We start from the raw sequence: 12,825 nt of genomic DNA, 5'->3' as shown, positions 1-12,825 counted from the left end.
GAAAAGAAGTGCTTCCGCCTTGGGTCATCCTTCGCGGCAGCACTTCTTTTTTTACGACGCCGGGGCCGCAGCTACAGCTTCAACCCCTCCAGCATGATCCCGACAGCCTCGTCGTACATTTGCGGGAATTGCCCGATCGGAAGAGGGTTGATGCCGGTTCCCGCTTCGATGGTGAACCCCAGGCGGCCGAATTCCTGAATGAACCAATCCTTATAGCCGGCATCGCTGCCGCTCAGCTTGACGGCCCGGTAGCCGCTCGCCTTCGCCAGCCGGCGTGCCGCTTCTTCGGCTTCCGGCGGCTCCAGCCCCCGGTAGTTCCAATAAATTTCCCTGCCCTGTGTATGAAACGCCATCACCAGGCGAAACGAGCGCCCGCGGGTGAACGCCTCTATCGCCTGCGCTTCCGGTTCGGATAGCGGCGCAGGCCCCGCGTAGTCCCGCGGACCCGGACCGGTCACCTCCCGCCTGTCGCGCTCTGCTTCCCAATGAGCCGGAAACTGGTCGTTCAGATCGACGCCGCGGATATTCGCTTTCCAGCGGGAAAACTGCTGCGAATCGTAATTCCACCGGAGCAGGTCCTTATAGTAAGGATGCCCCGGAGTAACTCCTTGCTGCACAAGCTCCACGCCGTCCGGATTGACCATAGGCACGACCCACAGCGAGGTTTGCTCGTACAACGCGGCCATATCCCGGTTGCGCAGCGGCTTCCTGCCGGCGTAGGCCGATGCGTAATCCTCGATGAACTTCATCAGCAGCAGCGATGTAATCCATTCGTTCGCATGAAACGCCCCGTTGTAATGCACTTCCCGCGGCCCGTTGCCGATGCGCACCGCCGGAATATCTTTTCCGAGCACGGATTGACCGATGACCGTTATTTCCAGGAAAGGATACGTTGCCAGCAGCCGGTCCAAATCGTCCATGAGCTCCGCATAACCGTACTCCGCGTCCGTTTCGACAATCGACAGGCCTTTGCTTACGGGAAGCACGATGGTTTGTCCGATCCGCAGACGGCGCGGGTCCGCATCGGGGTTGGCCGCCTGCAGCTCCGCCAACGACATATTGAACCGCAGGGCCAGATCCCACAGCGTGTCTCCCGCTTGAATGACATAGCGGCTCGCCGTTCTTACGGGGATATGGACGATTTGGCCGGGATACAAATAGCTGTGCTCCTTTAAATGCGGGTTTGCCCCATAAAGCGCCGTCACGTTCATACCGTACCGTCGTGCGACCCGATGGAGCGTATCTCCCCGTCTGACGACGTATGGAAATGTCATCCGGCAGCCCTCCTCAGCTCACTACCCGAACGCGAAGGCGCCGGGGTTCGCTAATGCATATGCCGGAGAGCTAAATAATATTCGGAACCTGCCAGACGACAGGCGTTACCTTGATCTGCTCGTTCAACCATCCCTGCGCAATCATCTTGAACATCCACGGATCTCCGCTGCAAAAAAATTGATGAACCGGCAGCTTGTTGGAGGTCGCCAACATCCCTTTGTGATACAGGATCGTGCTGATTTCCCGCGCGGTCTCCTCCGCCGAGTTAATCAAGGTCACATGCGGTCCCATGACCGAAGCAATCGTATCCGCAAGGAACGGGTAATGCGTACACCCGAGAATGAGGCAATCCATCGGAGTTTCCTTCAGCTCGCTAAGCGATTCCTCGACGACCTGCTTGGTTTGCTCACCGCGGAATACGCCCTTCTCGACCAAAGGCACGAACAAAGGGCAAGCCCGGCTCACGACTTCAATGTGAGGTGAAATTTGACGCAGCGCCGTTTCGTAAGCATTGCTCTGGATCGTTCCGATCGTTCCGATGACGCCGATCTTCTGGTTGCGGGTCATTTTTATCGCTGCCCGGGCTCCGGGATGAATGACGCCGACTACGGGAACCGCCAATCTGGCGCGAATCTCCTCCAAGGCGACGGCCGTTGCCGTATTGCAGGCGATGACCACCATTTTGGGGTGAAATTGCAGCAAGTAATCGACAATCTGATGCGTGAAGCGAGTAACCTCCTCGGCCGGCCTCGGTCCGTAAGGCGTTCGGGCGGTATCTCCGAAATAAATGATTTTCTCCTGCGGCAGCTGACGCATGACCTCTTTGACCACCGTCAATCCGCCGACTCCTGAATCCAATATGGCTATCGCTTGCTGCACGGTTATTCGCTTCCTTTATGTTGGTCTGTTCACTTCTAGGTTTATGGTATGTAGAGCGAAAAGGAAAGGTGTCCGGTTCGGCTTGTTCCGCCGTTCGGATCATTTTATCTTAACAGACCCCGGCCAAAAATAAAACCCGCCCTGAGGCGGGTCACGGCTCAAAACAAAGCGTGCCGGACGAAAACTACTTCGGAGGCTCGATATCGCTTAACGGCGCAAACTCGTAGCCCGCTTTTTTGACGGCTTTGATGATTTTATCCAGCGCCTGGATATTTTCCGGCGAGCCTTGATGCATTAAAATAATGTTGCCGTCGTGCAAATTGTTCATGATGTCGTTGTAAGGGTCCTCCGCGCCGTTCTTGCGGGGCTCCCAGTCGCGCATGGCCGTCGACCAGAAGACGGACGTGTACCCCATATCGGATACCATTTTCAATAAGTGCATATTATAGCGTCCGTACGGAAAACGAAAATAAGGCTGGATGTCCTTCCCGGTCACATCTTTATAAAGCTTCTCGTAATCTTCGATTTCTTTGCGCACCTGCTCGTCGGTTTGCGTATTCATATCCGTATGCGTCATCGTGTGGTTGGCGATCAGATGCCCGTCGGCCACGAGCGTCCGGATGAAATCGGGATTTTTCTTGACGTTGTAGCCCGCGATAAAAAAATTGGCCTTCACCTTGTTGTCCTTTAGCGACTTGACCAGCGTGTCGATATCTCCGAGCGGACCGCCGGTATCGATGGTCAAATATACTTTTTTCCCGGTTCCGACCCAGAGCGCCTTCATGTCTTTCGTGTAGCTTTTCGTCTCCGCCGGGAAATTCGGGACCTGGCCTTTGGGCTTCTTCATGTAATACCACGAGAGCGCCTTGCGGTCTCCGGTACCTGTCGCCGGCGGTTCCTTCGCTTTGCCGTCCGTGACGGCTCCGGCCGGATTTTTCGGTCCGGCAGCGCCAGCTTTGCCGTTATCGGAGACAGCTCCCGACGCGCCGGACGGCTGGCTTTGCTTGTCCGCAGGCTCGGACGGGTTCGTTTTTTCCTTCGTGGCTTTCGGTTCTTTCGCCTCTTTTGCTTTTGCTTCTTTCGCCTCTTTCTCCGCTTTCGCTTCCTTGGCTGACTCCGAGTTGGCGGAGGTCGCCGGCGGGGCCGGGACTACCGAAGAATCGCCCGACGCATCGGACGGCTTCTTGGATTCAACCGGCTTCTTGGAATCTGTCGGTTTCGGTGTTTCGGCCGGCTTCGGCGACTCGGTTGGCGCGGGCGGCTCGGCGGCGCGCTCACTGCTGCAAGCTGCAAGCAGGAGAGACAATGCCGCAGCAAGCATCCAAGTCGCCTTTGTCTTGTTGTTCATCGCTGTTCCCCATTTCGTTGATCGTGGAGTCATTGGTGCGCTCTGAAATCATAAGATCGAACACGAATAATTGTTCGTATATATTTTACCAAACGGCGTAACATGTGGCAAACCAACGCCAATTATCGCCGGTCCATTCAAGCAAAAACATGCGAAAAGACCCCTGCGGCGGAACCGCAGAGGTCTCTCGGTCTTTCAATGGATACGCATGGCACAAGGCCAAAACGAACGGCCTTCGCTTACTTGATCGTAATGTTGTGCACCGCCGTATTTTGAGCCCCTTTATCGTCGGTGACGGTCAGCTGCACCGTATAAGTGCCGGCGGCGGCGAAACGATGCTTCGCTTTAACGCCGGTGGCCTTTCCGCCGTCGCCGAAGCGCCATTCATAACGGACGATTTTTCCGTCCGCATCGCGGGAGGAAGAGCCGTTAAACGTAACCTGCTGCTTCTTCTTCGCCGTATCCGGCGCAGAAATGGCCGCGACCGGCGGCACGTTGGCCGGAGGCTGGGTGCCGGTGACATACACTTTGCCGGGCGCTTCGAATTCCGCGTGGTTGCCTGCCTGATCCCAGACGCGGACAACGACGACTCCGCCGTTAAGCACCAGGGACGACGGGGTCTGATAAGTTCCCTCGTAGTGTCCCGGTCTCGTTTCCGTCAACGGAATCTCGTTTCGCGCCTTGCTGCTCAGCAGAAGCGGCAATTCGACGCGGAAGGAGGCATTCAAGCCGGGCGCGCTGTCGAAGGATACATGAAGCGGCTCCCCTGCAGTAAGACGAACATCGGCCGCAGGCGAGAGATTATTGATTTTGGGCAGGGACAGGTCGACGTACACGGCACGGGTAACCGTCGTTTCATTGTCGGCAAGGTCTTTCGCCGTTACCGTAACCAGATTCTGACCTTGATTGATCAAAATGCGGTGAGCGAAGGTGCCGTCGCTGCCAATGTCGGCCTGCTGCCCGTTCACCGTCAGCGTGCCGAAGAACTGGTCATTTGCCGTCCCCGTAACGTGAAGCACCTCGCTATTAGTTCTTGTTCCCTCTACCGGAGTGAGAACGACCAATTCCGGCGGCGTTTGGTCCAGCGTGACGGTGACGGGCTCGGAACGGTCCGTCGCCTTGCCGCCTACGACCGCTTCGGCGCTCAACAGGTTCGCCCCGGGTTTAAGCTGCGCGGTCAAGCTGAACTGTCCGTTCTGCACGGTAGCGGTTCCGGCCACTTCCGTTCCGTTATACAACCGGATGGTCGCTCCGTTTGCCGGCGAGGTTCCTGTGACGGCAATGGTCGGCTGCTTCGTGTAGATGTCGTCGGCAGGCGCCGTAATGACAGGAGCGTTCACCGGATAGCGAACGACCGCGCGGATCATGTAGTTCCCCTCTTCTTTGGGGGAAGCGCTCCACACGCCGCCGACGCGCTGCCAGCTGCGCAATGCATTCTTGCCGCTCTCATCGGTTGCAAGTCCTGGCGAATTCGGATTGGCGACTGTCTGGATATAGACCACATAGAAGTCGCCCTGCACGGTGACGGGCTCGGCCAGGTCCAGCGTCGTCCATTGATTGTTGCGAAGCGCGGTGCCGTCGAACGGACCGGCAAGCTGGCGTCCCGGAGCTCCGCCGTCGCCGGAAGCGTCGTAGATGGCGTATTGGAACGCCGTCCCGCCCGGCTGCGGCCATTCCGTGTTCCAGAAACGGAGCGATATGCCCGTCACTTGCGCGGAACCGGACTCCGGCGTCATCCGGACGGCCCACGCATTGTTGGCCGCATTGAAAGCTCTGGCATTCTCGGGCGTGCCATCGTCGTAGGCGATTTCACCGGGGAAGCCGATGAACGGCTTCAGCGCGACCGGAAGCTCCACGGTGCCATTCGGAGTAACGGTTACTTTTGCCGTTTTGCCATAGTAATCTTGAGCCGAAACGGAAAGCGTATAGCTTCCTTCCATCACATCCAGATTAAACGCGCCGTAGACGTTGGTCGTCACAGGGGCGACCCACGGGTCTTCCAGAAGAACCACGACCGCGCCTGCAACCGGCTGACCGGTGCGCTCATCCGTCACGGTGCCGTTAATTTGTCCGTGAGGAATGGCTTCCAGGTTAAAGTTAGCCTTAACGTCGGTCCCGTCGGTAATCGTCACAGACTGGGTCCGCGGATAATACCCGTAAGCCTCCGCCTTCAGCGTGAAATTGCCGGCCACATGAGTCAAGCTGTAGCGTCCGGTGGAGGCATCCGTTTTGACGGAACGGCCGGTTTCGAGTACGGTGACCGTTGCGCTTGCAGGCAAGCTCTCCGTTCCTACGCTGTCGTTGTTCACAACAGGCTTGAACTCGCTCTTCTCGGTTCTCGAGATCTTGTACAGCGGGTTGTCATAAACGGGCTTCGGCTTTTGCAGATTCAGCTCGGGCGCCGTATTCTGCGTCTCCACGGCGGTAGTCACATTCAGTACTTGGAAATTGTCGATGTACCATCCGGCTTTCGATACCGTATTGTCGCTCTTCAGTCTGAAGCGGATTTGCACTTCTTTCCCGGTATATTTGTCCAGATTGTAGTAGACGGGGCTCCACTGCTTTCCGCTCGTGTTATGCGAAAATTTGCCCAGCTCGGACCAAGTGTCTCCCCCGTTTGTCGAGATTTCCACATATCCGTAATCGTAGCCGCTTTCGATTTCAAACCAATGCTGGAACGCCAGCGTGGCATTCGTCACATTCGTCAGATTGATGCTCGGGGAAACCAGCGAAGCATCGGCACCGTTCTCGTAAGTCCCGTCCAGATCCGTTCCCCATACATTAGGCTTGGATACGGCTTCAGCCGGTCCGGGAGCAGCGGGCACTCCCCGTTCCCATTCGTCTTTGGCTCCGCTGTGAGTCCAGCCGTTATCCGTGTTCGAATCGAAAGAATCGCTGAACAGAACAGCGGGACGGCGCACAGTCAATGAGGCTTCGTTCGACTTGACGCTTTCGTTGCCGCTGTAATCTTGGGCGGTCACGGCATAGTAGTATGTGGTGTTCTCCACCGTATTCGTATCGGTATACGTTGCCGACGTCACCGTGCCGATCGCTTCATAGCCCGCACCGGAACGCGTGGAACGGTACACCTTATACTGCTTCAGGTCTTCATCGGCGGGCGGAGTCCAATTCAGCGTAACATTGCCGACAGGATCCGCCGAAGCGCTCAAGCTGCCAGGAGCGGCCGGGGCGATTTGATCCGGCGGCTGGATGGAAAGATCGTCGATATACCATCCCGCCTTCTGCATCGAGGCATCGCTGGTCAGATTAAACATCAGGGAAATCTCTTGACCCGCATACGGCTTCAAGTCCACGTACTGCGTTTTCCAGCCCCCGCTGCTTCCCGTGAAGGTCAACAGCGGCACGAAAGCATCGTCGCTGGTCTTGGAGGCGATGTACACTTTGCCGAAGTCGATATTATTTTCCAGGTCGTACCAATGCTTAAAGGAAAGCACCGCTCCTTCCGGACTTGCCGTAAGATCAATCGGCGGAGCAAGCAGATAGGAGTTGGCGCTGGCCGGATACGTGCCGGTCAGATTGGTGGCGACCACCTTTTGCCCGGAATAGGCGCTTCCCGGACCGCTGCTCGGAACTCCCCAAGCCCAATTCCCCCCTTGGCCTCCCGTGGTAAAGCCCAGATTGTCGGTCTCGAAATCCTGAAAATAGCCCGGCTTAACGCCGCTGGAGACCGGAATCTTATAAACATTGCTGTTAAAGCCGTTGTTGCCGTAATCGTTCACGCGGATATAATATTCCAGCCCTTTCGTATCGAGCAGAAATGCAGGGATCGTCGCTTCATAGGTTCCGTCCTTGCTGTCTCCCGACTTGCGCTCCATCGGAATATACGTGTAATGATCGGTTCCTGCAACTCTCGCAAACAATTCGACGGCGTTCACAGCTACATTATCTTTAACGCGGGCGGACACCCGGGCGTCCAGCCCCTTGAATACTTGAGTCAATGGCGTATGCTCCAATACCGGAGCTTCGTCGTCGTCCCCGGCGGTTACGACCTTGCCGGATACCGTACCGACTCCTTCCAGAACGGACCCGACCGCGTCAAGCGCGTTAACGATGCCGTGACCGTATCCGTTGTTCGGCGTGACAGGATACTGGCTGTCCGTTCGCTTGGTAGCCGTATCCATAAGGATTTGCTCGAGTTGATCCACCGTCAGTGAATGATTGGCTTGCAGCAGAAGTGCGGCAATCGCAGTCGTATGCGGGCCGGCCATGGAGGTGCCGTTCCAGCCCCCCTCATACTTTCCGCCCGGAACGGAAGAACGAATGTTGACTCCGGGAGCCGATACCTCCGGTTTAATCTCGCCGTAAGGAGAAGGGCCGAGGAGAGAGAAATCGGCCAGGTTCTTGTTGATGTCGGTCGCTCCTGTGGCGAACGCCTCGGGATAGTTGGCCGGATTGGCTACGGAGCCGGGTCCGCCGGGATTCGTCGCTCTCTTGTTCCCTGCCGAAAATTCAGGGAAAATTTGCGCGTCCCGCCAAGCTTGGACCATAGGCCGGAACCATTCGTCGAGTCCCGCGCCGCCGCTCCAAGAGTTGTTCACGACATCCGGCGCCAGCTCGGGATGAAGATTCCCCTGCGCATCCTTGGGAGCAAGCAGCCATTGGGCCCCGTCAAGAATAATGGCGTCGGTCGTGCTCGGGTTGAAAATGCGCACGGCGATCCATTTGGCCCCGGGAGCGACGCCGATTTGGTTCGTCCCGTTCTCTTCCGAGCCGACCATCGTGCCCATCGTATGGGTGCCGTGGCCGTCTGTGTCCGCCGGGAGCGGCGATCTGCTGTGAGGGTCGTACCAGCTTAGCTCCGGATTCACCACGTTCCCGGAAGCGTCCAGCCCCCGCCACTTGCGCTTCAGCGCGGGATGCGTATATTCCACGCCCGAATCCAGGTTGGCCACTACGATGCCGGTGCCGTCAATTCCCTTGGCCCACACCTCGGGAGCATTGACCTGGGAGATGTTCCACTCCACGTTGCTCGGTTTGATCGCATCCGTTTTCACCTTGTCCTGTTTAACTGCATCCGTTTTCGCGGCGGCCTCTTTGTCGATCTCCACTTTATCCAGGAACCGCTCCTCGTTCGGCAAAATTTTGTCAACTTCCGGGAGCTGGGCGATATTTTCCATGACGGATTTGCTGCTCGTTACCGCCATGGCGTTGACAATAAAGAAGCTCTTGTAATCTTTGACTCCCCCCTGCTCAAGCTCTTTCTTCAGATAGTGCTCCAAGGATTGCTGCGAGCGGGAAGCCGTTTCGCGGAGCGAGCTGATAACGGAGCTCCGTCTGGCAAGCTTGATGGCGGCCGGCGTGGCCTTTTCGGCCGTAAATTTTTGCAGGGCATTTTTGGAAGCGGCTGTCGTATCCGCCTGCTCTTTCATTTTAACGAGGTAAGTGACGTATTCGTCATCGGCAAACTGCTGGCTGAGCTTGGAAGAAACTTTTTCGGTGGCGATGCGGGGAGAGCTGGATTTGAGATCGGTCTTTTGGGAGACGCTTGTGTTGTCGGCACTGGCCGGGTAACTGAAGGTAAGCGAAAGGATAATGGCCATGCCCAGGGAAAGATGCTTGCCTAACTTTGTGCGCTTCAACAATATTCATCCGCTCCTTTGACTTGGTTTCAGCAAATTCGTGGCATCCTCCAGAGAGAACATCTGCGGATCTGGTTGCTTGCAAGTCATGCCTAACCGGAATGAGAGTTTGCGGACAATCACCTCCAAACAGGGAAGGAGCGAGGAATTGTTTGTCGGAGCATATCCCTATGAGATTGTAATAGAGTAAATGATAATGATGATAGTATAATATTGTAAAATCATATTCACAAGAAGATTTATGTAAATTTATACAATAAAATAAGAAAATGGTATGCAAGCACTACAAAAAAGCGCTCCAAGAGATCGGTAATCCTGTCTCTTCGAGCGCTTGAAATTTTCAATCTATCTAATTTCCCATACTTTCGACAGCTTATTTACCGAAATTTCGGCAGCCAATCGCCATGAGCCTCGATCAGATCGTCGCACAGCGCCACAATATCGTCGATCGACAGCTCTGCCGACGTATGCGGGTCCAGCAGCGCGGCATGGTAGATGTGCTCCTTTTTGCCTGTGACGGCCGCCTCCAAGGTCAGCAATTGGGTATTGATGTTCGTGCGGTTGAGCGCGGCAAGCTGCGGCGGCAGGTCGCCGACATAGGTCGGCGTCACTCCGCTCGCATCGACAAGGCACGGCACCTCGACGCACGCCTCCTTCGGCAAATTCGGAATGAGCCCGGTATTCATCACGTTGCCGCCGATCTTGAACGGCTTATCCGTCTCCATCGCTTCGAACATATACGATGCGTACTCATTCGAGCGGCTGTGGGTCAGACTCTTGTCGTTGACAAGCTCCTCGCGCATCGTCTTCCATTTCTCGATCTGGTGAATGCAGCGGCGCGGGTATTCGTCCAGCGGAATGTTGAACTGCTCGATCAGCTCGGGATACTTCCTTTTGATAAAGTAAGGGTGATATTCCGCATTATGCTCCGAGGACTCCGTCACATAATAACCGAAGCGGAACATGAGCTCGTAGCGTACCATGTCCGGATGCTTTTCCTTCTGCTTCTCCAACGCGCGGCGCTTGATCTCGGGATACAGGTCTACGCCGTCCTTCGTCACTTCCAGCAGCCAGGCCATGTGGTTGATGCCCGCGATCTTCGCCTGCACCCCTTCGCTGTCCATCTCCAAGCTGCGGAACAGATGCGGCACGCATGCCTGTACGCTGTGACAGAGCCCCACCGTCTTCACGCCGCCGTATGTGATCATCGCATTGGTCAAGACCGCCATCGGATTCGTGTAATTGAAGAACCAAGCGTCCGGGCAAACCTCTTGCATGTCCTTGGCAAAATCCAGTATGACCGGAATGGTGCGCAGGTTCCGAAAAATACCGCCGATCCCTATGGTATCGGCGATCGTTTGACGAAGGCCGTACTTCTTCGGAATTTCAAAATCCGTAATCGTACAAGGATCGTACCCGCCGACCTGGATGGCGTTCACGACATATTTTGCGCCACGCAGCGCTTCCTTCCGGTTCGTATACGCTTTCACCGTGCAGCCGCTGCCGAGCGAGCTTTTCAAATTGTTCAGCATGTTCTCGGAATCCTTCAACCGCTCCAAGTCGATGTCGAACAAAGCCAGCTCGAACTCCTGCAGCGCCGGCGTGAGCATGACGTCGCCGAGCACGTTTTTGGCGAATACGGTACTGCCTGCCCCAAGAAAAGTAATCTTTGCCATCTTTTTTTGCCTCCCCGCTTGTGGAAACGTCATTGTCTTGCCTGCTTTGACTATACTCCGCTTTGCCGGGAATGCATATGGACACAAACCACTTTCGTATGGACAAATGTAGTGCGTCTTATTTTTTTTCGGCCACCCACATCAAAATTTGCAGGATTGTAATCAGCACGAACGCGACCAGGGCCAGAAACGGAATCGTAACGAACCCAAACCAATCGATATAGTCCAAGTCGCACGGAACCGGGCCGCACGCGGCTGCTCCGGTCTTGAACCATTCGGTCTTCTGCATAAGGTAATGGTATAACGAAATGCCCCCGCCCCAAATGGACAACGGCAGCACATACAGGTACATATGTCGTTCCTTGCGTACGGCTGCGATGCCCAGTATAATCACGAGTGGATACATCAGGATGCGCTGGTACCAGCACAGCTTGCAGGGGGTAAACATCATAATCTCCGAAAAATACAGGCTCCCCAGCGTAGCCGTGAGCGCCACAACCCATGAGAGATGGTGCCCGTTCTCCCGGATGGTCTGTTTCCAATTCATTCGACGATCTCTCCCTTCTTTCTTGTCTACATCATATCAAAACTGGCGGAGGTGTACCATCATCGCTCATGTCTATCACGAGGCGGCGTTCAACCCGCACCCCGGCAAAGGCGAGCTGACCGTGCTGTTCGCGGGCCACGCCCAGACCGCAGCGCAGCACAAGGTCGGTCCGCAGGTGCTGGACTATCATTTGGTGCATACGGTCGTTTCGGGCCGGGGGAATTTTCGCTGCGTGCACCGGGATTACCGTCTGGAGCGAGGCAACAGCTTCTTTATTTTTCCCGGCGAGCTTGTCACCTACGTTTCGGACTCTTCGGAGCCGTGGGCGTACCGCTGGGTTGGCTTCAAGGGTGAACGGGCGGACGAGTTTCTAAGCAAGGCCGGCATCTCCCCGGATAAACCGGTGATTTCCTCCGACCGGCTGCGCCGATTGACAGCGCTATATTATCAATTGGAAAAAACGCTGCAGCTCGCCAAACCCGGCTGCGATATGCAGGCGGGCGGATATTTGCGCCTCCTGTTCGGCGAATACGCACAGGACCGGCTGCGCGAGGAGGTGCCGAAAGAGGATGCCTCCGTCATTCAGCAGCAGGTGGAGCAGGCGATCCGGTGGTTGACGCTGCAGTATTACCAGCCGATTTCCATCGAGCAGATGGCCCGGACGCTCGGATACCACCGAACGCACCTGTCCAAAATGTTCAAGCAGCACACCGGCCTCTCGCCGATGCAATTTTTGCTGAAAATCCGCATGGAACGCGCGAAGCTGCTGCTCCAAGGGCCGCTGACGATCGAGCAGGTCGCCTCCTCCGTCGGCTTCGACGATGCGCTGTACTTTTCCAAGCAGTTCAGAAAATATTACGGGCGCTCGCCTTCCGAATACCGTCACGACCAGCAGATCAATCCTTATGACTGCGGAGGCAGCAACCTTTGAGCGTACCGGCGCGTCTTGAGGGAAGCAGCATTCCAACAGCCGAGCGGAAAGGAATGATAGGTTTCCGATGATGAGACGCCATTTACCGGCAGTCTTGCTCCTGATCTGGGTCCTCGGACTGATATGGCCTGCGGGAGAGGCAAGCGCGCTAACCTCGCCAGACAACCGTCCGTGAACGAAGAATTCGCCCGCAGCACGGTCGTATTTCATGGCAAAGCCATTCGCGAGCGAACGAACGGAGCGATCACGTTCGAAGTGGCGGAAGCCTGGAAAGGCGTCGCTTCCGGCAGAATCGAAGTGCAGATCAGCACGATGTGGATGCCGATACAGCAGGGCGAGGCGTATCTGGTCTACGCCGCCGAGAAAAACGGCGTGCTGGCCGCGCATCTCTGTGGCCGAACCGCGCCTTGGGAGCTGGGACGCGCGGATACGGCGTCTTTTCCCGCGCCGTCCGTTACGTTGAAAGGTTCCTCGTCATCACCATGGAGCTTGACGGGGATCGGAGCGATCCTGGCACTCGTAGTTGCGGTTTTGCTGGCGTGCTTCATGATGGCCCGCCGTGATCCCAA

At 56.2% G+C, this 12,825-nt stretch carries 8 protein-coding genes; 2 read left to right on the top strand and 6 right to left on the bottom strand.

The genetic code is table 11. The features are described 5' to 3' along the window. Positions 1 to 71 precede the first annotated feature (71 nt). From PEH01S_RS32520 to PEH01S_RS32495, 6 genes are all read right to left on the bottom strand, one after another. Complete coding sequence (locus PEH01S_RS32520) at positions 72 to 1,274, bottom strand: M14 family metallopeptidase (protein WP_127490262.1); 1,203 nt, start codon at positions 1,272 to 1,274, stop codon at positions 72 to 74. Positions 1,275 to 1,344: 70 nt separating this feature from the next. Then, the gene (gene racE / locus PEH01S_RS32515; protein ID WP_127490261.1) at positions 1,345 to 2,154 is read right to left on the bottom strand and encodes a glutamate racemase; all 810 of its coding nucleotides are present in this window, start codon (positions 2,152 to 2,154) and stop codon (positions 1,345 to 1,347) included. A 184-nt stretch (positions 2,155 to 2,338) separates the two neighbouring features. Then, positions 2,339 to 3,502: a delta-lactam-biosynthetic de-N-acetylase gene (locus PEH01S_RS32510; protein ID WP_127490260.1), complete on the bottom strand. Its 1,164-nt coding sequence runs from the start codon at positions 3,500 to 3,502 to the stop codon at positions 2,339 to 2,341. A gap of 239 nt (positions 3,503 to 3,741) precedes the next feature. After that, positions 3,742 to 9,105 (bottom strand): S8 family serine peptidase, encoded by a 5,364-nt coding sequence (locus PEH01S_RS32505; protein ID WP_127490259.1) that lies wholly within the window; start codon positions 9,103 to 9,105, stop codon positions 3,742 to 3,744. A 374-nt stretch (positions 9,106 to 9,479) separates the two neighbouring features. Beyond that, a complete protein-coding gene (gene melA / locus PEH01S_RS32500) occupies positions 9,480 to 10,778 on the bottom strand; it encodes an alpha-glucosidase/alpha-galactosidase (RefSeq protein WP_025851725.1) in 1,299 nt (432 codons plus the stop codon). A 118-nt stretch (positions 10,779 to 10,896) separates the two neighbouring features. Beyond that, complete coding sequence (locus tag PEH01S_RS32495; protein WP_025851727.1) at positions 10,897 to 11,325, bottom strand: disulfide oxidoreductase; 429 nt, start codon at positions 11,323 to 11,325, stop codon at positions 10,897 to 10,899. A gap of 61 nt (positions 11,326 to 11,386) precedes the next feature. Here PEH01S_RS32495 and PEH01S_RS32490 point away from each other — a divergent pair, with 61 nt between their 5' ends. Together PEH01S_RS32490 and PEH01S_RS32485 are read left to right on the top strand one after the other, a co-directional pair. Further along, entirely contained in the window at positions 11,387 to 12,256 is an 870-nt protein-coding gene (locus PEH01S_RS32490; protein ID WP_127490263.1) for an AraC family transcriptional regulator, read from the top strand. A 123-nt stretch (positions 12,257 to 12,379) separates the two neighbouring features. Further along, positions 12,380 to 12,825 (top strand): hypothetical protein (locus PEH01S_RS32485; RefSeq protein ID WP_127490258.1); only part of this gene is annotated, 446 nt, incomplete at its 3' end.

Origin of the sequence: Paenibacillus ehimensis NBRC 15659, assembly GCF_004000785.1 — a bacterium.
Taxonomy (GTDB): Bacteria; Bacillota; Bacilli; order Paenibacillales; family NBRC-103111; genus Paenibacillus_G; species Paenibacillus_G ehimensis.
Note: the sequence above shows the minus strand (reverse complement) of the source record. Positions and strands in the feature narration are given on the sequence as shown.

Coding starts and splice junctions, on each gene's coding strand:
- PEH01S_RS32520 (WP_127490262.1), bottom strand. CDS start 1,274: ATGACATTTCCATACGTCGTCAGACGGGGAGATACGCTCCATCGGGTC.
- PEH01S_RS32510 (WP_127490260.1), bottom strand. CDS start 3,502: ATGAACAACAAGACAAAGGCGACTTGGATGCTTGCTGCGGCATTGTCT.
- melA (WP_025851725.1), bottom strand. CDS start 10,778: ATGGCAAAGATTACTTTTCTTGGGGCAGGCAGTACCGTATTCGCCAAA.
- PEH01S_RS32495 (WP_025851727.1), bottom strand. CDS start 11,325: ATGAATTGGAAACAGACCATCCGGGAGAACGGGCACCATCTCTCATGG.